Source organism: Colwellia sp. Bg11-28, from assembly GCF_002836245.1.
Classification (GTDB): Bacteria; Pseudomonadota; Gammaproteobacteria; order Enterobacterales; family Alteromonadaceae; genus Colwellia; species Colwellia psychrerythraea_A.
Genome location: NZ_PJBA01000003.1, coordinates 175,726 through 197,525 on the forward strand (window position 1 = coordinate 175,726; position 21,800 = coordinate 197,525).

29 protein-coding genes are annotated in these 21,800 nt (G+C 36.4%); 23 read left to right on the forward strand and 6 right to left on the reverse strand.

Annotated elements, in window-relative coordinates; all coding sequences use genetic code 11:
• The first annotated feature begins 64 nt into the window (after positions 1-64).
• From CXF79_RS03700 to CXF79_RS03725, 6 genes are all read left to right on the forward strand, one after another.
• The gene (locus CXF79_RS03700; RefSeq protein WP_101153999.1) at positions 65-520 is read left to right on the forward strand and encodes a GNAT family N-acetyltransferase; all 456 of its coding nucleotides are present in this window, start codon (positions 65-67) and stop codon (positions 518-520) included.
• A gap of 467 nt (positions 521-987) precedes the next feature.
• Complete coding sequence (locus CXF79_RS03705; RefSeq protein ID WP_101154000.1) at positions 988-1,257, forward strand: hypothetical protein; 270 nt, start codon at positions 988-990, stop codon at positions 1,255-1,257.
• Between the two features lie 121 nt (positions 1,258-1,378).
• A complete protein-coding gene (locus CXF79_RS03710; protein ID WP_101154001.1) occupies positions 1,379-1,756 on the forward strand; it encodes a hypothetical protein in 378 nt (125 codons plus the stop codon).
• A 105-nt stretch (positions 1,757-1,861) separates the two neighbouring features.
• Positions 1,862-2,197: a hypothetical protein gene (locus tag CXF79_RS23325; RefSeq protein WP_157825832.1), complete on the forward strand. Its 336-nt coding sequence runs from the start codon at positions 1,862-1,864 to the stop codon at positions 2,195-2,197.
• An 85-nt stretch (positions 2,198-2,282) separates the two neighbouring features.
• A protein-coding gene (locus tag CXF79_RS03720) for an IS3-like element ISCps3 family transposase (RefSeq protein ID WP_101154003.1) occupies positions 2,283-3,463 on the forward strand; the annotation gives its coding sequence in 2 pieces (ribosomal slippage) (positions 2,283-2,568 and positions 2,568-3,463; 1,182 coding nt in all).
• Between the two features lie 128 nt (positions 3,464-3,591).
• A complete protein-coding gene (locus CXF79_RS03725; protein ID WP_101154004.1) occupies positions 3,592-3,936 on the forward strand; it encodes a hypothetical protein in 345 nt (114 codons plus the stop codon).
• A gap of 233 nt (positions 3,937-4,169) precedes the next feature.
• Here CXF79_RS03725 and CXF79_RS03730 read toward each other — a convergent pair whose 3' ends face one another.
• Complete coding sequence (locus tag CXF79_RS03730) at positions 4,170-4,793, reverse strand: tyrosine-type recombinase/integrase (protein ID WP_101154005.1); 624 nt, start codon at positions 4,791-4,793, stop codon at positions 4,170-4,172.
• Between the two features lie 396 nt (positions 4,794-5,189).
• On the opposite strand from CXF79_RS03730, the gene CXF79_RS03735 reads away from it, so the two are divergent.
• Positions 5,190-5,786 (forward strand): PEP-CTERM sorting domain-containing protein, encoded by a 597-nt coding sequence (locus tag CXF79_RS03735; protein ID WP_101154006.1) that lies wholly within the window; start codon positions 5,190-5,192, stop codon positions 5,784-5,786.
• A 500-nt stretch (positions 5,787-6,286) separates the two neighbouring features.
• Here the strand turns inward: CXF79_RS03735 and CXF79_RS03740 are convergent, their stop codons facing one another.
• A complete protein-coding gene (locus tag CXF79_RS03740) occupies positions 6,287-6,970 on the reverse strand; it encodes an ArsR/SmtB family transcription factor (RefSeq protein WP_198560030.1) in 684 nt (227 codons plus the stop codon).
• An 88-nt stretch (positions 6,971-7,058) separates the two neighbouring features.
• Between CXF79_RS03740 and CXF79_RS03745 the strand changes: the two genes are divergently transcribed.
• Genes CXF79_RS03745 through CXF79_RS03755 form a run of 3 tightly spaced genes read left to right on the forward strand, consistent with a single transcriptional unit; the run spans position 7,059 to position 8,382 of the window.
• Positions 7,059-7,397, forward strand: a complete 339-nt coding sequence (locus tag CXF79_RS03745) for an NIPSNAP family protein (RefSeq protein WP_101154008.1) — start codon at positions 7,059-7,061, stop codon at positions 7,395-7,397.
• Complete coding sequence (locus CXF79_RS03750; RefSeq protein ID WP_101154009.1) at positions 7,394-7,753, forward strand: antibiotic biosynthesis monooxygenase family protein; 360 nt, start codon at positions 7,394-7,396, stop codon at positions 7,751-7,753. Before CXF79_RS03745 ends, CXF79_RS03750 begins: the two co-directional genes overlap by 4 nt.
• Positions 7,750-8,382, forward strand: a complete 633-nt coding sequence (locus tag CXF79_RS03755; RefSeq protein WP_101154010.1) for a LysE family translocator — start codon at positions 7,750-7,752, stop codon at positions 8,380-8,382. Before CXF79_RS03750 ends, CXF79_RS03755 begins: the two co-directional genes overlap by 4 nt.
• Positions 8,383-8,530: 148 nt before the next feature.
• Here CXF79_RS03755 and CXF79_RS03760 read toward each other — a convergent pair whose 3' ends face one another.
• The 3 genes from CXF79_RS03760 to CXF79_RS03770 form a co-directional block, all read right to left on the reverse strand.
• A complete protein-coding gene (locus CXF79_RS03760; RefSeq protein WP_101154011.1) occupies positions 8,531-8,713 on the reverse strand; it encodes a hypothetical protein in 183 nt (60 codons plus the stop codon).
• Positions 8,714-8,803: 90 nt separating this feature from the next.
• On the reverse strand, positions 8,804-9,010 hold the full coding sequence (locus CXF79_RS03765) for a hypothetical protein (RefSeq protein WP_157825833.1): 207 nt from the start codon (positions 9,008-9,010) through the stop codon (positions 8,804-8,806).
• Positions 9,011-9,097: 87 nt separating this feature from the next.
• Positions 9,098-9,709 carry a helix-turn-helix domain-containing protein gene (locus tag CXF79_RS03770; RefSeq protein WP_232769068.1) on the reverse strand — a complete coding sequence of 204 codons (612 nt, stop codon included), beginning with the start codon at positions 9,707-9,709 and terminating at the stop codon, positions 9,098-9,100.
• 135 nt (positions 9,710-9,844) lie between these two features.
• On the opposite strand from CXF79_RS03770, the gene CXF79_RS03775 reads away from it, so the two are divergent.
• From CXF79_RS03775 to CXF79_RS03825, 12 genes are all read left to right on the forward strand, one after another.
• Positions 9,845-10,102, forward strand: a complete 258-nt coding sequence (locus CXF79_RS03775; RefSeq protein WP_011041230.1) for a pyocin activator PrtN family protein — start codon at positions 9,845-9,847, stop codon at positions 10,100-10,102.
• 2 nt (positions 10,103-10,104) lie between these two features.
• Positions 10,105-10,308 carry a hypothetical protein gene (locus CXF79_RS03780; RefSeq protein WP_011041731.1) on the forward strand — a complete coding sequence of 68 codons (204 nt, stop codon included), beginning with the start codon at positions 10,105-10,107 and terminating at the stop codon, positions 10,306-10,308.
• Positions 10,298-11,731 carry a replication initiation factor domain-containing protein gene (locus CXF79_RS03785; protein ID WP_101154013.1) on the forward strand — a complete coding sequence of 478 codons (1,434 nt, stop codon included), beginning with the start codon at positions 10,298-10,300 and terminating at the stop codon, positions 11,729-11,731. The genes CXF79_RS03780 and CXF79_RS03785 overlap by 11 nt, the downstream gene beginning before the upstream one ends.
• 26 nt (positions 11,732-11,757) lie before the next feature.
• Complete coding sequence (locus tag CXF79_RS03790; RefSeq protein WP_101154014.1) at positions 11,758-12,102, forward strand: hypothetical protein; 345 nt, start codon at positions 11,758-11,760, stop codon at positions 12,100-12,102.
• 6 nt (positions 12,103-12,108) lie between these two features.
• Positions 12,109-12,363: a hypothetical protein gene (locus CXF79_RS03795; protein ID WP_101154015.1), complete on the forward strand. Its 255-nt coding sequence runs from the start codon at positions 12,109-12,111 to the stop codon at positions 12,361-12,363.
• A gap of 15 nt (positions 12,364-12,378) precedes the next feature.
• Positions 12,379-12,606, forward strand: a complete 228-nt coding sequence (locus CXF79_RS03800; protein ID WP_101154016.1) for a hypothetical protein — start codon at positions 12,379-12,381, stop codon at positions 12,604-12,606.
• 120 nt (positions 12,607-12,726) lie between these two features.
• Positions 12,727-14,184, forward strand: a complete 1,458-nt coding sequence (locus CXF79_RS03805) for a hypothetical protein (RefSeq protein ID WP_232769069.1) — start codon at positions 12,727-12,729, stop codon at positions 14,182-14,184.
• Positions 14,181-14,585: a hypothetical protein gene (locus CXF79_RS03810; RefSeq protein ID WP_101154017.1), complete on the forward strand. Its 405-nt coding sequence runs from the start codon at positions 14,181-14,183 to the stop codon at positions 14,583-14,585. Before CXF79_RS03805 ends, CXF79_RS03810 begins: the two co-directional genes overlap by 4 nt.
• 89 nt (positions 14,586-14,674) lie before the next feature.
• A complete protein-coding gene (locus CXF79_RS03815) occupies positions 14,675-16,042 on the forward strand; it encodes a zonular occludens toxin family protein (protein ID WP_101154018.1) in 1,368 nt (455 codons plus the stop codon).
• A gap of 87 nt (positions 16,043-16,129) precedes the next feature.
• Complete coding sequence (locus tag CXF79_RS03820) at positions 16,130-16,723, forward strand: hypothetical protein (protein ID WP_101154019.1); 594 nt, start codon at positions 16,130-16,132, stop codon at positions 16,721-16,723.
• A 544-nt stretch (positions 16,724-17,267) separates the two neighbouring features.
• The gene (locus CXF79_RS23330; protein WP_157825834.1) at positions 17,268-17,435 is read left to right on the forward strand and encodes a hypothetical protein; all 168 of its coding nucleotides are present in this window, start codon (positions 17,268-17,270) and stop codon (positions 17,433-17,435) included.
• Between the two features lie 290 nt (positions 17,436-17,725).
• Complete coding sequence (locus CXF79_RS03825; protein WP_101154020.1) at positions 17,726-18,475, forward strand: PEP-CTERM sorting domain-containing protein; 750 nt, start codon at positions 17,726-17,728, stop codon at positions 18,473-18,475.
• 236 nt (positions 18,476-18,711) lie between these two features.
• On the opposite strand, the gene CXF79_RS03830 is transcribed toward CXF79_RS03825, so the two are convergent.
• Positions 18,712-19,776: a site-specific integrase gene (locus CXF79_RS03830; protein WP_101154021.1), complete on the reverse strand. Its 1,065-nt coding sequence runs from the start codon at positions 19,774-19,776 to the stop codon at positions 18,712-18,714.
• Positions 19,777-19,883: 107 nt separating this feature from the next.
• Between CXF79_RS03830 and dusA the strand changes: the two genes are divergently transcribed.
• Positions 19,884-20,891, forward strand: a complete 1,008-nt coding sequence (gene dusA / locus CXF79_RS03835) for a tRNA dihydrouridine(20/20a) synthase DusA (RefSeq protein ID WP_101154030.1) — start codon at positions 19,884-19,886, stop codon at positions 20,889-20,891.
• The last annotated feature ends 909 nt before the right edge of the window (positions 20,892-21,800 follow it).

The window sequence follows — 21,800 nt, forward strand, 5'->3', positions numbered from 1 at the left end:
TTTTAACCAACCAATAAAAGTCTCTTGTTCGGGCGCTATACCTTATCTAATAAATAGAGTGAATATGTTAATCATTAAAGCTACTAAGGTGCACATCCCAGTAATTGCACGACTATTCGATTTGTATAGACAGTTCTATGAATGCAAACCTGATATTGCATTGGCAGAGCAGTTCATCTCGGAACGTATTGAAAAAGGTGAATCGACAATATTTCTTGTTGAAAAGGATGGTAAAACCTTAGGTTTTGTTCAAATGTATCCTTCTTTTTGCTCTGTTGACGCGGTAAAAATTTATATTCTTTATGATTTGTATGTTGATGACAGCGGCCGTAACTTAGGAGTATGTGCTTCATTAATGGATAAAGCCAAAAGTTATGCTAAAGCAGAGGGTGCTTCTCGAATAGATTTAATGACTGCATTTTCAAACAAAGCGGGTCAACATTTGTATGAGAAACTAGGTTATAAAAAAGTATCTGAAGACTTTCACAATTACTCGTTACAGGTAGAACAAGGCCTTTGAACGAAGCAAAAACAGTTGTATTTAAATGCTCGATTGGACTTAAATATCCATTTATCCTGACCTAAAGATACTAATGGAGCACCATTGGAACCCTTAATAAATAATAAAGAGAAAAAGGGCCCCAAATCAAATTCACACTTCATAGCTAATTCCGATAATTTAATCTCTCATTGTAAGTCTCTTTATAGAGATCAATTAGCTACTAAAATTGATGTTTTATTACTGAGTTTATGTTCCCTTGGTGCGCAGAGCGGAAGTTAGCTTCAAAATATTTGCGATATATTTTCTAATGGATTGACTGTGTCATATTACTGAGAAGTCTCAGTAATATCCAAAACCTAACAAAAATAAAATATATTTAGTTTATAAGACACTGAAAATATGGGATATTAATGCACATAAAATTAAAGTTATGGGACGGACATTACTGAGAAGTCTCCATAATAAGCTGTTATATGGCAAGGGATATGTTTGGCACTTCAACTGTACTTTTAGGCTCAGAAACTGATGATAAACTATTCGAGGCACTTAAAATTGTCTTGGCTAGCTTTGGTGCAACAGTTAAAGAAAAGAATTATAACGTCGTAGGTTCTCAGGAAATATCGGTTTGGGAAGCAAATATCAATTCTAAAAAAATTAAGATATATTCCGAAACCTATGAAGGTTTATCAATCAAAGGTTCAACTGAATTGGTAAATAAAATTCAGGCAAAAGTGGCTGAGCAAGTTGCCATATAACAAGCTAATAAATAAGGACAAAAAACAGTTGGCTGTTTTCGTTCCTCAACATTTTAGCCAACAATTTTTTGCCCATTATTAGGGCGTTAGGCTTACCTCAAGTATGGATACTTTTTAAACTATGGCTCACAAAATATTACTGACTTTGTCCATGATTTCGCTTTTAGCATTTTCCGTTTTTTCGTTATGGTTCCCGCAATATAATTACGAGCAATCAAAATCAAAATATACAATTGAACAAATGACGGAATTACAAAATCAGTTTATTTCTGTATTAAAGAATGAATCAATTCCTCTCGAACGTTCAGGGCTAGTATCACAAATTGAAATGCAACATGAGCTTAATCTCTCAAACGAGGAATACTTAAATGCTCAATTTAATTCTAGCTATTCTTTAGCCAAGTTATTGTTTAGTATACTGGTTGTGCATTTTATTATTTTGTTTTTGACTGTAAAGTTTAAAAGTAAGCCTAACAAGATAATCAACAAGGACACGTAACAGTTGGCTACGTTTCGCTTCGCTGCACAATTTTAGCCAACCATTACTTAGCCTGTTATTTGGGCGTTAGAGCTACCTCAACTTTGATGCAAGGAGCATATTAATTTGAATATTGAAATCACAGGGTTTGCCGCACTAGCTATTTTTGCTTTCGCCACACTATGTATGACCTTTCCGATAAAAATAAGTGCAACAATGATAGGAGCGCCAGAGCCAACTTTAATTAAGTCATTTATTGCACCTGTTCTTGCAGCTATTATTACCTTTCTTCTTGGTAAAGTTTTTCCTGCAACTTTGCTCTTATCTCCTTTTATTTTGCTTCTCGTATTCAAGAAAGTTTTTGACATTAGCTTTGCTGGATCATTTGGGCTCACAGCCCTTACGTGTGCTCTATATGTTATTTTATATAAACTATTTATGTCAGGGATTTCTATTTCATAAAATAGCTCTAACAAGGCGTTCAAACGGACAATGAAGTTCCCCCGCTTTAACGGACACCAAAATCTAACTAAAGATGAGGTGTCTTATGCCAAAGTACAACAATCCAAGACGAACTTGGAAGTATTCAAACGACTTTAAAGTCAATGCTGTTCAACTGAGTTTTGTTGTCGGCGTCACAATCAAATCTGTCGCTGAAAAACTCGACATACACCCATTTATGCTGTCACGATGGCGAAAAGAATATCGTGAAGGGATCATTGTGGTGGATAAACGAAAAAAAGTGGCAGGGCAATCAAAAGCCAAAAAAGTACTGACCAAAGAACAGCAACTTGAACGTGAAAATAAAGCACTCAAGGAGGAGCTGTATATCCTAAAAAAGTGGCAACGGTTTCTTGCAGAGGAACATCAAGTCGATATCGATTCATCGAAAAACTCAGAGCCGACATAAAAGTTACGCGATTACTGACGTTTTTTGATGCATCTAAAAGTGGTTATTATGACTGGCGTGAGCGCCAACCGAGTGCTAGAGCCATAGAAGATGTTGAGCTTAAACATAAAATACAGCAAATTTTCAAAGAGAATAGAGGACGATATGGGAGCCCTCGAATATTTAAGGCCTTACAAAAGCAAGGGTACAACATAAGTAAAAAACGTGTCGAACGTTTGTATCGTGCGCTTGGTTTGGTTGCCAGAGTGATGCGCGTGACGACACGTTCAGCCTTTTATAAACGCTTCCTAACGACAGGTAAAAACTTACGACCTGATGGCGAAGTCCCATTGGCTAAAGATAAGGTCTGGGTAGCTGATGTCACGTATTTGAAAGTTAAAGGCGTATGGCGTTATTTGTCGGTCATCATGGATTTATATTCACGGCGCATTATTAGCTGGAGTTTGGATAAAAGTAGGACGATGGAAGTGACCAAGCGTACATTGCAAAATGCAGTTAAGAAACGCAAACCATCCGGTGACTTAATGCTCCACACTGATAGAGGCGTAGAATATCGTGGGCACATTTACCAGAAAGCATTGAAACGACATGGGATCACTCATAGTTTGAGTAGAGCTGGAAAATGTACTGATAATGCGCATATGGAGTCATTTTTCCATTCAATGAAGACGGAAGTTATTCGTGGTAATGTGTTTAAAAGTGATAAAGAACTGCGCGGAACACTTGGCAACTACATTAACAAATACTACAATGTTTCGAGGATGCATTCAGAGATAAACTATTGTTCTCCAATAGAATATGAAGCCCTGGCAGCGTAAAATAAAATGTGTCCGTTTTATCGGGGGAAGATCACAAAAAACAGTTGGCTGTTTCACCCCGTTCACAATTTTAGCCAACAATTTTTGGCCGCTTAACGTGGCGTTATACATTTAAAGGATTAATCTGAATGAAGTATTTATTAATTTTAGCTGTGTTAGCTGGTGGGTACCATTTTTATAGTCAAGGAACCTTAAGTAACCCTGATGAAACTTCACAGTATAAATTATTTCAAAAAGTTGCTAATGAGCCTGTTACACAAGAAGAGGTTATAAAATACGCCAAAGACAGAGTTAACGAAACCTGTCCGATGCTAGAGGGTGAATATGCAAGGCATGACTGTAAAGTGACCATAGCAAACAAAATAGATTTCTGTGTAAAAATGTTTAAAACCGAGACACCTCAACTTTTTAATTCAAAAGAAGAATTCAAACCACATCTTAGTAAATTAATGAAGTGTGCTTATGATATGTAAATGTATAACAAGGTGCTCAAACGGAAAATTACAGTTGGCTCGCGCTTCGCGCAGTTTATCCTAACTGTATTTTCCGCTTAGCTTAGCGTTATCGATACAAAATCTAATCCAAGTCAGCTTTAAGTGCCAACCACCTAATGTCGGCAATGTGCTCCAAAGCTGTCTTTATGGATGTAAGGTCTAATGTCTTCAATGTGGCAGGAAGCGTCCATGCTTCTTGTGTTATTTGTGATTTAAATATCGATAGTTTCTGACAGTTCAAGTGCGTCATCGACTTCTATACCAAGGTAGCGAACGGTACTTTCTAGTTTTGTATGACCAAGCAGAATCTGAACGGCTCTCAGGTTCTTGGTTTTTTTGTAAATCAAGGTTGCTTTAGTACGCCTCATTGAGTGAGTACCGTAGGATGTTATATCCAAGCCAATACTAGCGATCCACTTTTTGACTATTCTTGCGTATTGCCTAGTCGTTAAATGGAAACCATCTTTTACTCTACTTCCGAATAAATAATCACTGGAACGAAGTGATCTAAATGAGATCCATTTTTGTAAAGCTGCCCTCGTTTTTTTGGTTATTTCAAATTGAACAGGAGTTCCTGTCTTTTGTTGAATTAGCATTGCTCGTGATTGAATATTTTTCCCATGCGCAATATCCGACACTTTGAGTTTAATAAAGTCACATGCTCTTAATTTACAATCGAGGGCTAAATTAAACATTGTTAATTCACGAAGGTTATCTGCCAAATCAAGCCTGGTTCTAATAGACCAAACTTCCTCAAGTTTAAGGGGAAGTTTTTGACCAACAAGCTTTCCTTTATTCCAACTAGGTTTTGGGGTGTAAGGGATTATGTTGTACATAATAGTGCTCCTTTGATTAAAGGGACTATAAGTATGGCTCAGTGCTAATGTTCACGGTTGTGCGCACTCCTGACATTAACCTTATATTTTTTGCCATATATTTTCTAATAAAGATTTTATGCCATGTTACTGAGCTGGCTGTTGTTCCAAACATTTTAGCCAACTATTATTTACCGCTTAACATGGCGTTAGGCAGTGGAACCACCACCTTCGCATACTTGTAAAATATTTATATACGTAGTCTAAATTACTGTCGGTTTTTTTTGCACTTTATATATAAATTTCGATTCAATTTAAATAAAAAGTTTAAAATCAACAACATAAAAAATTGGTGTGTATATTGCTACATACTAATAGGAAGAAAATTCAATTAATTTATGGAAGGGGTATACGGAAATGAAAATACAATTATTAGCTTTTGCTTTTGCGGCTTTTTTAAGCTCACCGACAATGGCTGGACTTATTGATTTTGAAGGTGACAGTTTCGGAGGTGTCTCAAATGGTTTTACCTCAACTTCAGATTCGGGCGTACATTTTACTGATACTATAGCCTCTGGCTTACAGATACATACACATCAGGCTTTAGGTAGTCAGAATCTTTTAGTCTTTGGTGATGATGCGAGTCGATTGCAGATTGATTTTGACTTTACTATTGATTCTCTAAGCTTATTCTTTGGAAATGATGATGCTTGTTGTTCAAATTCAGGCGATCTCGCTTGGTTAGAAATATTCAATGGTGGTAGCTCAGTAGGTATAACTAGTGTCCTCATGAATCGCAATGACCTTACTGATCAATCTATAAATATATCAGCCGCCAGTTTTGATAGTGCTTTATTTTGGTATGGTGATGTTAGTGGGGCAGCAATTAACTTAATTGAAGCTGTTGACAATATATCTTTCAATGCCGTAGATGTACCAGAACCAATCTCACTTGCTTTGTTTGGTCTGGGATTAGCTGGAATCGGTTTTTCTAGAAAAAAGAAAACTGCATAGATTATCTGTTTAGTTTTGATTGAAGCCTCGATATTTATCGGGGCTTTTTTATACCTAATCTAATATGCTCGATTGGACTTAAATATCTATTTATCCTGACCTAAAGATACTAATGGAGCACCATTGGAACCCTTAATAAATAATAAAGAGAAAAAGGGCCCCAAATCAAATTCACACTTCATAGCTAATTCAGATAATTTCATCTCTCATTGTAAGTCTCTTTATAGAGATCAATTAGATACTAAAACTGATGTTATATTACTGAGTTTATGTTCCCTTGGTGCGCTAAGCGGAAGTTAGCAACACGATAATCCTAACGTCCGCTTCAAGCTCTAAGCTGCCAGTGGGAGAGTCTCTAAGAATACTAACATTTACTACTTTACGGTCTAAACTACCCGCTGAAATCACTCAATATTAAGATCACTTTAGAAACATAAGCAGTCATAAATATTTGTAAGGTTATTAACACTCTAGCAAGTAATAAAACTCTACCCTTCATATTAAGGAGATATTATTTGATAAGTTTTCTTAAATTGTTTTAGTCCCTTTTGGGTAAATAAAATACACCTTGAATCTACATCTTTTATTGCCCATCCTTGGTTATACATGTCTACTAATATCCAGTAACCTACTTGTCCTGAAAGATGGTTACGCCGTTCACTCCAATCTAAACATGACTTGCACAAAGGACGTTTGCTTTTTTTTAACTCCGAAATGTTTAACCCTATTTCTTTGAAGAACTGCATTCCACTTTCTGTTAATTTTGTTTCACAACCACTGTCAATAATACGATTATTTTTTACTAATGAATCATACAGAACAACACCTAATTCACCTGCTAAATGATCATAACAAACTCTAGATTGTCTTAACCTTGGATCACTGGGGCCTGTCTTAGTTTTTGGATTGTTAATAGTTGAACTGACATTCAATAACATTTCCAGTAATGAAGCAATCTCACCATTCTTAAGTTGAAAATACTTATGTCTTCCCTGTTTCCGTACAACAAGTAATTCCCCATCAACAAGTTTACCTAAATGGCTACTTGCAGTTTGAGAGGTTATATCTGCCTCTAATGCTAATTCGCTTGCTGTTAGTGCTTTACCGCCCATAAGTGCGGTTAACATCTTACTGCGTGTATTGTCACCAATCAGATTTGCAACAAATGAAATATTTGGTTCCACTATAACCCCTAGCATAGTTCGATATACATCGAAGCAAAATATAATATGACGGGTAGACTATCTAAAAACAACAACAGAGACAATATCAATGTTAATTACATGTTTTATTGAATACAAAATAGATCCATACAAGATAGATTACTTTAAAGAGTATGCTAAAAATTGGGGGCAAATAATTCCAAATTGTGGAGGTGACTTGATTGGATATTTCTTACCTCACGAAGGTAGTAATTTTATTGCCTATGGTTTAATCAGTTTCAATTCTCTAGCACATTATGAAAAATATCGTAAAAAATTAAAAGAAGATAAAGCTGGCAAACTAAATTTTGAATTTGCTCAAATGAATAAATTCATTATTGAAGAAAAACGTTCATTTTTAACAATTGAAGATGGAACCTATCAACAAGCTCCTATGGTGAATTTATGATTTGCGTAATTTTTGAAGTAACTCCAACACTGGAGGGTAAAAGTGAATATTTCAAAATTGCTAATGAATTAAAAGCAATACTCTCTGAAGTGAATGGTTATATATCTATTGAGCGTTTTCAGAGCCTATCCGACCCAGACACATTTTTGTCGTTGTCATTCTGGGAAAATGAAACGGCGATAAAGCAGTGGAGAGAAAATTTCGAACACAAAATAGCTCAGGAAAAAGGCAAAAAAGAAATTTTTCTTCATTACAGAATAAGAGTTGGTCATATAATACGTGATTATGGTGGTGAAAATATAGAGCGAAGATCTGTTAGCCAAGTAGTCCAGAAAACGCAGCAGGAAAGAAAATGAATATAGAGCTATATATTACGTTTACAGTGATTATCACTGTACTTTTGTTATCTCCTGGGCCATCCGTATTACTTTCGATAAATAATGGCCTAAACTATGGTTTGAAGTTGGCAGTCATAGGTGTTTTAGGAAATGTTGCTGCATTTCAGTTGTTATTGATTATTAGTGCAACAAGCTTTGGAACACTCATACTAGCCTTTGATGAATTATTAAGCATAATAAAGATAGTAGGTGCTACTTATTTATGTTACTTGGGGATTAAGGCATATCATTCCCCTCCGTCACAGATAAATACTGATAATTCGTGTTTAATTAACAATATTAAGCCTTCGATAATTTTTAAACAGGCATTTTTGGTTACATCTTTAAATCCAAAAGCACTGATCTTTGTATCTGCCTTATTGCCTCAATTTGTTGATCCAACCTTAGCTTTGATGCCACAAATTTCTTTACTTTGTTTAACCAGTGCAGTGATCCATTTTACAATCTATTTTGGCTATGCTTCACTTGCTTCCAAAGCTAAGCATTTACTGAAAAGCGATAAAAGGCGTCAACTCTTTAATAAATTTAGTGGGATAACGTTCTTAATATTTGGTATCGCTTTGGGGGTATCTGGCTCTTTGACTTAATATGATTCTCACTCCCTTATCTATAATAAAATTATTACAGTGAGAGTTAATTTCTCAACAAAGTAAAAATCTACTCTTTGTGTCTAAGAGGCTTAGATATTCAGATGAATTAGTTTATGAATTGGTCTAAATCTGGTATTAGTTAGCCTTATAATCCAATTTGAACGACAGCTATAAAGCCAACTGCGGAAGCTTTGATATCGCTACTCCTAGCTTCTGCAAAGCGACTAAAGTTAGCATTAATAGTTTGATGACGAATGACCCCTGTGGTGGCAAAGCTGACTATTTCTTGAGATAAATTCACGCTTAAATTAGGTCGGCTTTGTGGCATTAGTTGACTATTTAAACTGCATATTAAACGAACAAACACATAACAAGTGGCTATGGTGTTAATTCTTTGGTATCGATAATAAAGTTAATGTTATAAAACATTAACTTTAGACAAGGCAGCATCAGTAATAGCTGTCACCTCACCATTAACAATTTCTGTTTTGACAGTCCAGTTATTAGGAGCATCTCCTACAATCCTTGTAGAACAAACAAGCAGCATATCTGCTAATAACTGGCTTAGATCTTCAAGTCCAATTTCTTCTTCAAGCAATTCCAAAGTAGCCGCAAAATTTTCCATTGACTGACTCATATATTATTATCTCTATTGTATTATTGCTTTAGTCCAAAGCCTCGCGCTTTAATAAATCGCAAGTTATGTTTGGCACTACATTCGTTGACCTGACCAAACTACTCTTCCAATAATTTCTATATCTGTTCCGTCTAGGTTTTCTTTATTTATTTCCCAAGGTTCGTAAAGAGTATTGTCTGATTTCACTTTGATAATTCCGTTAGGCAACATTTGTAAGCGTTTAACTAACAGGTTTTGTTCGTGTCGCATCACGTAAATACCATCACTTAAACCATTAAAATGTTTATTCACCATTATCATGGCACCGTTCTTTAATGTTGGATACATACTGTCACCATCTACTAACATCAAAAATACATCATTGGCGTTTACACCAATTTCTTTATTTAGCCACTCTGGCTCAAAGCTAATTAAGTTAGCTTGTTCTTCCACTTCTACTAATGCCCCTCCCCCTGCGGAAGCTGATATTTCATAAAAAGGAAGGCTAATACGGGTATCAGCTTTTACGTTTGAATCGTTTTGGATTGATAGCTCTGCCTTTCTAAATGCGCTGGCAGGAATTTTATTTCGACCTCTCCATGTTCTTATTGTAGTTGGTGAAACCCCTAAAGCTTCAGATAACTCACTAATTCTACTCGTTTTAGTTGTTTTAAATAAATCATCCAATTGTTTATCAAAATCATCCACACTATTTTCCTTTAAAAACATTGTTGCAAAACGCTCCATTATGAAATAGTATCTTTATGGAGCGATACGGAGCGGTTAGAGTCGGTTGTAATCGCTTTGAATTGCTTTAACCCTAAATGATTACATAGGTGATATATGAATACAAATTTCGCACTGCTAGCTCGTTTTGAATCACCTGTGATCGAACTGAAAGACGTTTGCCAAGAATTCTTCGGTATTAGCGTAAAAACGGCTAAGCAAAAAATCAAAGGCCAAGATTTTCCAGTTCCAACATTCAGCTTAAGTAAGTCTGAACGCAGCCCTGTATTCATAAAGGTAGAAGATTTAGCGAGTTATATCGACAAACAATATGAAATTGCCTCGAAAGAATGGCAACAAGTACACGTAGCTTAACTATGAATAATCCTAACGTCTATTTTCAAAGGGAAGATTGGGGCGATGTTGCTATACAGCACAACGGCCAAGTGCATCACTTTTGTAATTTAGTCTCGTTAATTGGATTTCTTCAAACGGTATATGGTCACGAATTCAACTTAATTGAAGTTGATGAAAACAACTATCACGAACTACAACGACAAGGGGCTTTTGATGAAAACTAAACCAACAACAATCCCTTGTTTAGTGGATGCCTTGTCACTGACTTGGTCACCCAAAGAATTATTAAACATTAAGCAGATGGCAAAGATAGGCGCGTGTATCAAAAGCGAATTAATCGTTAAGGCCAAAGATGCGGCGTTAAACCGTGAACTAGCAAAGCTTGAAAACACAAAAAACAAAGAATTGTTAGGCACCAATGCCTTTAACGCGCATGAATACGAAGCCATTTTGAGCCGTTATAAAGAATCCTGTAGCACCATTACACGTGAATATAACAATCGTAGACATAAAGATTTACCGCTTAAATCACTTGCGCTTTCAGACAATGAAGTCGCTGCACGTTATGAATTACGTGACATGTTAAAAGGCGAATTAGAAGTCGATACCGGCATTAAATATGGTGACCGTTTAAACAACTTATTAGACAACATTGGCGTCGATTTACTTGATGTCCTTTGTTGCGGTGAAGTAGAACGCTTTGTTTGTCGTTTGAATCATGTGTTCAATCAGGAAACCTATATTTGGACCGTTAAGAATAATCCAACAGGACGTTTTAATTATTCTTATTCCGCTACTTTGTACGCTGATGGTGAGCAAGCGGGTGTTATTTGTTGGGGTGGTAAAAACCTTGGTTGTTACGTGTCGTTCATGGGAACGGGTTGTAACGCTTTGGATATGAAACGCCTTTATGACGAAATCAAAAACATACCCGCTTTAAAAATCACCCGTATTGATTTAGCGCATGACGATTACGCAGGGAAGCACTCTATTAAACGAGCATTGAGTAAAGCCAAGAAAGGCCAGTTTAACTCTGGCGGTCGCCCTGCTTGTTATATGTATGTTGAGTCTGGGCACTTAACTGAAAAAATGCTGAAAGAGAATTTCAAAGACTTAAAAGAAATCAGTCACGAGTCGTCTAAATCAACCGCTAAGAAAACCTTTGGGTTTATTCCAAGCAAGGGAAAAACGCTTTATATCGGTTCTCGTGAATCGGGCAAGCTGTTACGCATTTATGAAAAAGGTAAACAGCTTGGTGATATGAAATCAAAGTGGGTTCGGTGGGAAGTTGAATTACATTCAAGCCAACGCGTTATTCCCCTTGATGCGATGGTAAAGCCGAGTGAATACCTTGCGGCCACTTACCCAGCACTCGCGTTCTTAAGTGTTGAGCAATGCAAAATTAAAACCTTGGTTAAACAAGCCACCATGACCATTGAGAAAATTGTTGAAAACCAAGTTATCAGCACACGTAAAGCCATCAACATGATGCGCGTCATTTGTGGGTTATCAGATAGTGAAATTGTAGAGAAATTTGTAAAAGACATTGAAGAGCCCGACTGTCGTTCGTCAATGCCTAAACGGTTGAAAGCCTCCGTTATTGAAGAGTGGGTTTTACAACAACAAGCACAAACGGCAGCAGCTTAAACATTAATTATTTTGGAGAGATAAACATGAGTATTCAAACAGGTATTTTTTTACGTGGCATTTTAGTAGGTACCAAGTTAACTAAAAATCGTTACGTTGATAAAAACGGCCAAAACCAAGAGGTCAGCTATACCGAAATTGGTATTGAAGTCTCTTTTGTTAATGGCTTTGACCAAGAACAAAAGATGATTAGAACCGCTCGCATAAGCACTGAAAAAGAAAAAGATGCGTTCTTTATTAAGACGCTTTCAGAAAGTCACGGCGCTTTAGTTGAATTACCTGTGAACGTAGGTGATTACCGCAATGTTTACGTTGATTCAAAAGCCGTACTGCTTGTGATTGAACCAGCGACTCAACAAAAAGCGGGTTAATTAATTATGTCGGTTTGTGCAGCTAATGACGGTACAGGTTATTTAAAAATAGTTGCAGAAACGGACTGTACAGAATTTGTTTTGGTGAGTCAGTCTGAATTCGTTGAATTACAAAGTGGCTCACTACAACAAATGAACGAAACGCTACATCTGCTTTTTGCTTTTGATGTAGAAGTGTTCGCAATCGTTGAATTAAGTCTAATTATGGCTTTTTTAACATCACATTTCGGTGGGCGTGTTGCTCGCTGGTTAGGTAAATAAAAGAAGGTTTATAACATGAACAAATTAGTTAGTTTTTTAAAAACAAAAAAAGTTAAAACGGTAGCTGCTGTTTCTGCAATTGCTGGCTCTTCTGCTGCGGTTCAAGCGGCTGATTATACGGCTCAAATTGGTACGGCAGTAACTGAAGGTAGTGGCAATGTAACCGCTGTTATAGCGGGTGTTATTGGTGTAGCAATCCTTGGTTTTGGTGTTGGTAAAATGCTTGGTTGGTTCGGTCGTTAAGCGATGGTTACAACCATTCTATTAGCTTGTTGCCTTTATTACTGCTGTATCGAGGGATTTACAAGCGGGATTAGGGCTTCTTAGGAAGCTCTTTTTTTTACCTAAAATTTAGGTCTTATTATGTTGCGTTATATTGTTCTACTTTTTATGTTCTTTAGCTTTTTTTCAAATGCTGGTCAATACAGGCTTAGTCAAAATGCGTCTTTTAGTTCGATGATTTTAGTTCCTGCAGGAACTCTTTGTGGCTCTAATATAGATGAATGTCTTGGTACTCTGCCTGCAACTATTAATAGCAGTGTTACTGGTGGTAATGATTTTAATAAAAGCAATCAATCAGGTGTTTCTGTTTCTGGCGTTACTTCTTCTGTTACGGTTTATTATCGAAAATATAATAATTATGCTGCTGTTGTTAGTGTTGTTTTTAGAGCTAGCTTTGTTGATGACGGTCTTGTTTGCTCTGATAGAGAAGAGTGTTTCTTTTATGCGAATAACATCTGTCAGGGTGAATCTAAGTTATTAACTGATTTTCAATATATCGGTACTCCACAGGCTGATAATTTTACTCATAGTTGCTCTGATACGCCCAAAGAACCAGCTGAGCAATGCAGGGATAAAATTATACAGCAGTGTGCTAATAATCTTGATATGGCTTCCTCTAATTATACTGATAATGGTGACGGTACAACGTCTTGTACTGGGACGTGTAATGATGGAACTCCTGCACAAGAACAATGTATTCCAAGCTTAGCTAATAATTATTGTGATGTTAAAGACGCTCCTAGTGATTTAGATTTTGGCTCTGGTGGCTCTGGCTCTGATGTTGGCTCTCCAAGTAATACGACTACTGACCCTGATACAGAAAATGATATTGATTATGAGCCTGACGGCTCTTCTTCTGATTCTTCTTCAAGTATGTCCTCTTTGCAGGGTGATAAATTAATAAATGAAGTTGTTAAATCTCGCAATGATAATACTGAAAATTTAGCGTCTACCACTGATACTACTAATCGCACAATTGTTGAAAAAACTGATGATATTCAAAGAACGATTAGCGAATCTGCGAACGGCATTATTGATGCTGTTAATAATGCTTCTCCTTTTTATGATGGCAATATTGTAGATGCAATTAATGGTATTGGTTCTAGTGATTTTGATGATTCAGGTATTGTTGATGCGGTTAATGGTTTGGGTACTGGTATTGATGGTTTGGGTGATAAAATTGATGGTTTGGGTGATGAATTAGGGGGTAGTTATCAGTCTGATTTTGGCGTAGCTAGCTTTAGTGCTTATGACACTCTTTTTATTAATGAAAGTGACTTAACTGGTCTGACTGATGGTTTTAAGGCTTCTATTGGTGTTGAGAATAGATTGTTTATTAATGAGGTAAGGGAAAAGTTTAATTTTACGGCGGGTAATAGTGGTGGTTATCAATCTAATAATCTTGATTTAGGTAAATGGGGCTCTCACGATATTTCATTAGCTCGTTTTTCTGAGTATTTTGGCGGTGTTGGCAATGTTGTTTATTTTCTTGCTGCCCTTAGTGCGTTGACTATTGTACTTGGGGGGATTAAATCATGAAGATATTGATTTTTGTTTTATTAGCTTTTTTTTCCTTTGATGTTTTTGCTGCTCCTCAAACGGGTGTTACTGGTTTTTTTGATACTGCCACAATCTTTTTCATGAGTATTTATGAGTTTTTTACTGTCATTATTCCTACTGCAATAGGTGATTTTTTTGTTTGGCTAACGAGTTATTTACTTTATTTAAAGTTTTATCTTATGTATGAAACGTTGGTTTTTGCTCATGAGGTCGCCTTATCTTTTATTCAAATGATTAACATTAATGAGGTTGTTAATACGGCAATTTCTAATCTTCCGCCTGATTTACGACAAGCGGCTTCAGATATGCGTTTTTTTGATGCGCTTAGCTTACTTATTGAGGCGCTTATTACCCGCCTTGTTTATCAGATGAGTTTTTAATGATTAGATTTATATATTTGTCTGCGCGTTTATCTTTTTTGATTGTTCTTTCATTTGTCGTTTTGTTTTATATGCAAAGAGGTTAAGTCATGGCTACTAAAGTTTTTCATGGTCCCCCTGGTTCTTACAAATCATCTACGGCCATGTGGTTTGAAATTGTTCCTGCTTTGCGCCTTGGTCGTGTAGTTGTGACTAATTTGCAGGGCATTAAAACGCTTGAGGAGATACAGCGCGAGTTAAAAGAGGTTTTTCCTAGTACGGCTAGATTGTTACGAATAAGTATTGGTAATGATACGGGTATGTTGCTGATGCGTAATTTCTTTCATTGGTTGCCGATTGGCGCGCTTATCTTTCTGGATGAAATACAAGATATTTACCCAAATGATAAGTCTTTTAAGGCTTCTGATTATGACTATAAGACTGAGGGCACTTTTGATGAGTTATTGCCTCAAGAGTTTTCGGAAATTTATCATGAAGAACAACGCAAAATTAAGTCCAATGTGAACATTGAAGATTATCAGGACGATATTGGTGAATCTCTTTTTGATGAACGAAATTACTTACGTTACCCAAGAACGCTACGTGAATGCTTTATGCGTCATAGGCATTACAACTGGGATATCTTATTGGCCACGCCTGACATTAAGGAAATATCATCGTTTATCCGTTCTGTTTGTGAGGTTGCTTATGCGCATTCGTCAAAAGATGCGATCCCAATTCCCTATTATAAAAGACGTCCTAGAATTCTAGAACATTTACCCAAAACTAACGGAATTTCTGTTGGTAAAAACGATATTGTCACGTTCAAAAAGGTGCCGCTCGATGTTTTCAAACTTTATAAGTCCACAGCAACAGGAAAATCTACTAAGTCGGGCGCTGGTCAGTCGCCTATTACTCCTAGTGTTATTGTTGGCTTCGCCTTTGTGGTTGCCTATCTTGTGTATATGGTTTTCTTTTTCTTCGACGATGAAAGCATTGAAGTTGATGAACCGTTGGCGAATAGTTTACCTAATGCGATTTCACAAAGTCCGAAAGCTTCAGCGGCTGCTGCTCAAGTTGCTAATGTTTCCGTTCGTCCTACTCAAAAAAGTGATGGGGAGATTAATCCTTTTTCTTTTCGTCGTGCTAGCGTTTCGACTGTTACTGCGCCTAATAATTTTGTAGCGCTGCCGTTCGGTGCGACCAAGATGTATATCAATGCGGTTAATACGGTTTATTTTAATAAGCATCGTGTTACTCGTGATTATGTCTTCACTGCTTATATTAATGATGAAGTGTTAAATGTTGGCTCTGAATCGTTAATAGCGATGGGTTATAAGATTTTCTTTAGCTCAGACTGTTTAGTTGAATTAAGGTCAAATAATCACAGTAACTATGTGTATTGTGAGCCAACTAAACCGAGTGAGCCATTTCAAGAAGTCAGGGGTAATAGCCCTGTTGAGTTGTCATTACTTTAGTTGATTCATTTATCGTTACACGTAACATAAACCTTTACTTGGTGTTACGCGTAACATATAATTATCTTACTAACTAAGAGGGATGATATGAACAACATCAAAGAGCTACAAGAAATATTAAACATAGTTCATTTAGCAGATAAATCGCTATTAAATGGTATGCCTTTGTATCAAATTAAGTCTTTGTTTGATGATTTGAACCTTAATGGCTTTATTGATTTTGATACGGTTCATGGTGAGCTGATACAGCTTGTTCTTGATGCTAAGAGAAAAGATGTTGCATCAGTTAATATCATTCGTGCGCGTTCTACGCTTGAAAATACTATTAAGTCACTTGAAGTTGAACAGGTAGAATTTACTGAAGCGCAAAAGAAAGACGATGATTTATCAATTGAGAGCACTTGTGATACTATTATCGTTTCGCGTAACACTAAAGAGATTCAATTGCAGCTTAATGACATACCTAAAAAAATTGGTCGCCCTAAATTGGCTAATGCTTTAACAGGGGCACAAAGAGCTAAAAAGGCTAGGGATAAAAAGAAAGCGAGTAAGTTAGTGACGGTTAATACAACGCTTACACCGCAAGCCTCAGCGCTTTATAATCAGATGTTAGCTTCTGGTCATGATTTGAACCAAATTATTACTCACGCCTATAATCAAATGCCTATACCTAAAGAATAAACCTTATGCGAAGCATGAAGCGGAGCGTAACATAAAACGTAGTTTTATTAGAGATAGAGCAACTGGGGAAACCGTTGCTCGCGTTCTCCAGTTGTTCAACACATAAAAATCTTAATCCGCGTTCCTGCTAAACCTTCTTTTGAACTTTCTCTTTTCTTTTACTTAATGACTACTGCAATTATTTTAGGCCAATGAGCTTTCAATTGACGACCCTGAGCGATGATGACGAGGACGAGGGCGAAGCCTGAGCAACGAGGAAGAGGAATTGAGCGTTGGGAGGAAATGAAAGATTTTACTCCCGTTTAGTAATACGGGGGTAAAGTTTTTTCGGAGTACCTCTGTAAGCGTTATATACCAAAGCCTACAGTGATTTGTCAGTTTTACGTTTGTTCTTTTTTTAGCGAAGCGTTAAGAAAAAAACAAACTGCACTAAACGAGCGCAGCGAGTGTTCTTCTGTACTTCATCGCGTAGCGAATACCTATAAATTTGTATAAAACAAAAAGTTAACTATGATTTAGTTAGTATGAATCAAGGATGATTATTATGACTAGCGAAGAATTTAAGCGTTTAAATTTTTTATCAGAAAAATCAGTTAATGAAGATCCCACCCATAGTGAGCTTGTTGAACTAAAGAGACTTCTAACGATGTGGAATGTATCAACAGAGTATAATTTGCTACTACATTCTTATACTGATGATTCAAAAGACTGATATTAGTGCTAATGATGTTTCAATAAAATATTATTTTCATAATAAACTGCCTATAAAAAGCTTGGGTTAATAATCCCATAATGCAAACAGGCGTGAATTACTTTTTTTCATATATATAGGTTCCTTTTAGAGTGTCTGTTTTTTTTACAATGGCATATTAACACCTAACAATTTAGCTTAAAAAACAATCACTTGAACTATTGGCACGTAATGTGCGTTATATCATTAAGATACGTAATAATAAGAATTACAAACTAAGTTTATTAAAATATAAAAGGAATATATTAATCATGAAAAATAATCTATTAAAATATATCGCTGCTGCAGTATTGGTATGTAGCTTTTCTAGCCAAGCAACCTTAATTGGTGTTTTTGGTAGCCAAACGGCAGCTGCATCAAATGTTGCCACTAGCCTAGGTTACGATGTTGAAATTATTTCTGACTATAATAATTTAGGCATGTACGACGTTGTTTGGGGGCTAAATAGTAGCAATGGCAGCCATAATTCAAACTTAACCTCTAACACCACACAGTTTGATAACTATGTTCAGGCTGGTGGCGTATTTTTATACCACGATCGTTATGTAACCGATGCTGATTTATTTGTTCCAGGTGCTGATAACTTTGACTTTTCCAGAAGTTTTGCAAACGGTTCAAATATCGATTTAGTAGGCCCTAACGACGTTGCTGGCGTTGATATTAGCAACTCAACTTTAGATGGCGGTAGTTCTTCAAATCATGGCTACGTTACCGCAGCTAGCATTGATATGCCTTTTATGGGTATTTTTAACACCAGCATAGCAGATCAGCTAGTTGATTTTACTTTCGAATATGGTGCTGGTCATGTTTATTATTCAAGTATTCCTCTTGATTATTACCTAGGCGGCGCAAACCCTGCGGCTTTTGCTTCAACTTACGCTCCTAATGTACTTGCCTTTAATGTTGGTCTTGCAGATGCTAGCGATATTCCTGAGCCAGTCAGTATTGCGTTATTTGGTTTAGCGTTATCTGCTCTTGGATTTTCAAGAAAAAAAGTATAAACAATATTTCAAAATAAAACCTCAGCATGGTCTGAGGTTTTTTTTTACGTTATATTTATAAAAATTAATCCTACTCTTTTTAGTCAAACAGCATATTGGTTGTTGCTCTTATTTCTATTGATGGGTACTAAATAGAAAAACCCTTAGTAACCTATAGATTGATAAGGGTTTTGCGTCGTAGGGAAGGGAAATCGAGTCCCTACTTACAATTCATAATAAGGGCGTGTCACTCTTGCTTAATGGTCAAACTTATCATGCAGTTTATGAGGGAATAACTGCGTATACACTTGCCAAAGTATATTCAAATTTCTATGTCCTGTGACTTGTGCCACTTCTTCAATGCTATAACCTTTTTCAAACAGCCTAGATGCGCCCTCTCGTCTTAAGTCATGATATCTTAAGTCAGTTATGCCTAAAGTATTTCTAACACACTGAAACCCTGCTGATACGGAGGCAGAAGCATAAGGAAAGATTCTCTCATCTGTTTCTAATTGCTTTTTCACTATGTCGTATGAACCAGCTAATAACGGAACGATCATATGGTTACCCTCTTTCTTCCTTGGGTCTTTTCTGTCTCTTACAATTACCGTTTTGTGTTCATGATTTAAATCTTCCCATTTAATCTTACAGACTTCACCTATTCTCATACATGTCAGTATGGAAAAATTAAGAATATCAACAAAGGGGATTTTACTACTTTGTTGCTTCTGTCTTTTTGTTAGTGCTTCAATAAGCCTTTCCAATTCATTTTCTGTGGGTCTGCGTGTACGCTTTTGGCTCTTGCCAACAAGTTTCATGTCAATTAGTACAGGAACTGCATCTTCAAATATTTTCCAATTTGCTTTTACATCAAAAACGGGAAGAGCTTTTTTCATTATGCTTCGTAAATATGCAATATCGTGATAAACAGTCGCACCTCCAGCCCCTGCATCCCGGCGCATTCTGCAGTGGCTTATTAAATCACTAGTTTTGAGCTCATTTGCTAAAACTGATGCAATAGGACAATCCCGTAACATATCGATTACGTATCGTTTAGTTCTTCCAGTGTTTCCCCATAAATCGGCATCATTGATATATAGGTCTATCAATTCAGCAATTGATATTTTCTTTTCTTGAAGAATAATACTGTTTAGTTCAATATCGTCTTTTCTGATTCTTCCCCAAGTATTCGCTAATTCTTTTTTACTGAATGTTCTGGATTCCCTATGTATAATCGCACCATTCTTTTTTACTCGAACTGTACATCGATAGCTGAAATCTCCGTTTGCCTTTTGGCGTTTATCAATTGTTACTGATGCCATGAATATTTTCCTTAATCGTCCTACTCAGAATGGAACACTTACGGAACACCTTAGACGGAAACTCAACGAAAGTACAGGCGATTCAAGCCGATTTGGAGCTTAATCAAATGACCATAATTACCGACACAAAGCCATATATAGCAAGGCCTACAATCAATCACAAGCTCTCAGTTGCGCCGATGCTCGATTGGACGGATAGACATTCTCGATATTTCTATCGATTAATGACTCAACACACAGTTCTTTACACTGAAATGGTCACTACCGGTGCTATTTTGCGTGGCAAGGGAGATTATTTATCCTATAACGATGCAGAACACCCATTAGTATTACAACTAGGGGGAAGTGATGTAAAAGCAATGACTGAATGTGCCAAAATTGCTGAACAATATGGTTATGATGAAGTAAATATTAATGTTGGCTGTCCGTCAGATAGAGTTCAGAACGGTCGATTTGGTGCTTGCTTAATGGCTGAACCTTCTTTGGTTGCTGAATGCGTTAACCAAATGCAATCTGCGACTAATATTCCAGTTACCGTAAAATCACGGATCGGTATCGATGATTTAGACTCTTACGAGTTTTTGCATACATTTATTGAAGAAGTATCAAAAGCTGATTGTAGTCATTTCATTATCCATGCAAGAAAAGCCTGGTTGACTGGATTAAGTCCTAAACAGAATCGTGACGTTCCTCCATTAGACTATGATCGTGTCTATCAAATAAAAAACGATTTCAAGGATTTAGAAATATCTATTAATGGTGGGATTAAAACGTTCTCAGAAGCGAATGAACACCTTCAGCATATTGATGGCGTGATGATTGGACGGGAAATATATAACAGCCCCTATATCCTTACGGATGCAGATAATGAAATATACCAATCAAACACAACAAAATTATCAAGATCTGAAGTGATTGACTTAATGGTTCCTTATATCGATGAAACAATAGCAAACGGCGGCCGTGCGTGGCATATACTGCGCCATATGTTAGGGCTTTGTAATGGTTTATCAGGAGCGCGTAAGTTCAGACAACACTTGAGTGAGTGTGCAGGTAAAGATGGCGCTAGTGGACAAGTACTTCTTGATGCATTCAATAAGGTTACTTTGCCTTAATAGCTCTTCTTATCTCAATATTGGGAATGAGTGTCCCGATATTGAGATCTTAAAATATTAGCAAATTATTCTTTTAATAATTTATCGGTATTTTTAACCACAAAATAGCCGTTATAACCACCCATCGATTAACAATCAAACATCCTTCATATATTCAAAGAATGACGAAAACTAAATAACCATATTAATCAATCTGTTAACAATTAATCATAACATTGGCACAACCTTTGTAATACTTATTGCAACTTAGTAATAAATACACACATTTCGCATTACTTATTAGCTCTATTTTAAATACGAAAGATACAAGGAAAGACCATGTTAGATTTAAATACTTTATTCATATTAACTATGATCCCAGCTTCAGCATTATTTCTTATCTCAATGGTAGTTGGTGTTTTTGAAAGCTAAGCTAGATTTCTTTATTAGGTCTATTAGGTTTAAATAGTTAGATAACGTTACGCTAAAGAACATCTGTTTACTTATACCAATTGAAATTACCTTAATAACGCTTACAGTGATCTGTACATCAAACAGTTAGATATTATATAAATCAAAGGCGTTAGTCTTTTCGTTTATCTCCTTCATTTCAGCACTCCTCTTACGCAATTTTTTACCTTGAATAATTATAGAGCGAACAATTAATCTAAGTATGCTGAATGACGCCCTATCTTCTATTATGAGCGTTATCTGAGTACCATCTTGTATTTCCATCAATACGGTTTGTAAGAGTTACATTCATATTAGAGCTTAACTTTCAGATATCGATCATGGGTGCTTTGATCTCTAGAACGCAAGAACCCCGTAGCGTAAGCGACGGGGTTCTGTAAAGAGACTTTTGGCAATGTACTACGCTCATATGGACTTCATTTTTTTAAATCCCAGAAAGCAAAAAACCCGTAGCGTAAG

Excerpts from the sequence above, each read along its gene's own strand:
- CXF79_RS03700 (WP_101153999.1), top strand. The coding sequence starts at position 65 with ATGTTAATCATTAAAGCTACTAAGGTGCACATCCCAGTAATTGCACGA.
- CXF79_RS03705 (WP_101154000.1), top strand. The coding sequence starts at position 988 with ATGTTTGGCACTTCAACTGTACTTTTAGGCTCAGAAACTGATGATAAA.
- CXF79_RS03710 (WP_101154001.1), top strand. The coding sequence starts at position 1,379 with ATGGCTCACAAAATATTACTGACTTTGTCCATGATTTCGCTTTTAGCA.
- CXF79_RS03725 (WP_101154004.1), top strand. The coding sequence starts at position 3,592 with ATGAAGTATTTATTAATTTTAGCTGTGTTAGCTGGTGGGTACCATTTT.
- CXF79_RS03730 (WP_101154005.1), bottom strand. The coding sequence starts at position 4,793 with ATGTACAACATAATCCCTTACACCCCAAAACCTAGTTGGAATAAAGGA.
- CXF79_RS03735 (WP_101154006.1), top strand. The coding sequence starts at position 5,190 with ATGAAAATACAATTATTAGCTTTTGCTTTTGCGGCTTTTTTAAGCTCA.
- CXF79_RS03745 (WP_101154008.1), top strand. The coding sequence starts at position 7,059 with ATGTTAATTACATGTTTTATTGAATACAAAATAGATCCATACAAGATA.
- CXF79_RS03750 (WP_101154009.1), top strand. The coding sequence starts at position 7,394 with ATGATTTGCGTAATTTTTGAAGTAACTCCAACACTGGAGGGTAAAAGT.
- CXF79_RS03755 (WP_101154010.1), top strand. The coding sequence starts at position 7,750 with ATGAATATAGAGCTATATATTACGTTTACAGTGATTATCACTGTACTT.
- CXF79_RS03760 (WP_101154011.1), bottom strand. The coding sequence starts at position 8,713 with ATGCCACAAAGCCGACCTAATTTAAGCGTGAATTTATCTCAAGAAATA.
- CXF79_RS03765 (WP_157825833.1), bottom strand. The coding sequence starts at position 9,010 with ATGGAAAATTTTGCGGCTACTTTGGAATTGCTTGAAGAAGAAATTGGA.
- CXF79_RS03775 (WP_011041230.1), top strand. The coding sequence starts at position 9,845 with ATGAATACAAATTTCGCACTGCTAGCTCGTTTTGAATCACCTGTGATC.
- CXF79_RS03780 (WP_011041731.1), top strand. The coding sequence starts at position 10,105 with ATGAATAATCCTAACGTCTATTTTCAAAGGGAAGATTGGGGCGATGTT.
- CXF79_RS03785 (WP_101154013.1), top strand. The coding sequence starts at position 10,298 with ATGAAAACTAAACCAACAACAATCCCTTGTTTAGTGGATGCCTTGTCA.
- CXF79_RS03790 (WP_101154014.1), top strand. The coding sequence starts at position 11,758 with ATGAGTATTCAAACAGGTATTTTTTTACGTGGCATTTTAGTAGGTACC.
- CXF79_RS03795 (WP_101154015.1), top strand. The coding sequence starts at position 12,109 with ATGTCGGTTTGTGCAGCTAATGACGGTACAGGTTATTTAAAAATAGTT.
- CXF79_RS03800 (WP_101154016.1), top strand. The coding sequence starts at position 12,379 with ATGAACAAATTAGTTAGTTTTTTAAAAACAAAAAAAGTTAAAACGGTA.
- CXF79_RS03805 (WP_232769069.1), top strand. The coding sequence starts at position 12,727 with ATGTTGCGTTATATTGTTCTACTTTTTATGTTCTTTAGCTTTTTTTCA.
- CXF79_RS03810 (WP_101154017.1), top strand. The coding sequence starts at position 14,181 with ATGAAGATATTGATTTTTGTTTTATTAGCTTTTTTTTCCTTTGATGTT.
- CXF79_RS03815 (WP_101154018.1), top strand. The coding sequence starts at position 14,675 with ATGGCTACTAAAGTTTTTCATGGTCCCCCTGGTTCTTACAAATCATCT.
- CXF79_RS03820 (WP_101154019.1), top strand. The coding sequence starts at position 16,130 with ATGAACAACATCAAAGAGCTACAAGAAATATTAAACATAGTTCATTTA.
- CXF79_RS23330 (WP_157825834.1), top strand. The coding sequence starts at position 17,268 with ATGACTAGCGAAGAATTTAAGCGTTTAAATTTTTTATCAGAAAAATCA.
- CXF79_RS03825 (WP_101154020.1), top strand. The coding sequence starts at position 17,726 with ATGAAAAATAATCTATTAAAATATATCGCTGCTGCAGTATTGGTATGT.
- CXF79_RS03830 (WP_101154021.1), bottom strand. The coding sequence starts at position 19,776 with ATGGCATCAGTAACAATTGATAAACGCCAAAAGGCAAACGGAGATTTC.
- dusA (WP_101154030.1), top strand. The coding sequence starts at position 19,884 with ATGACCATAATTACCGACACAAAGCCATATATAGCAAGGCCTACAATC.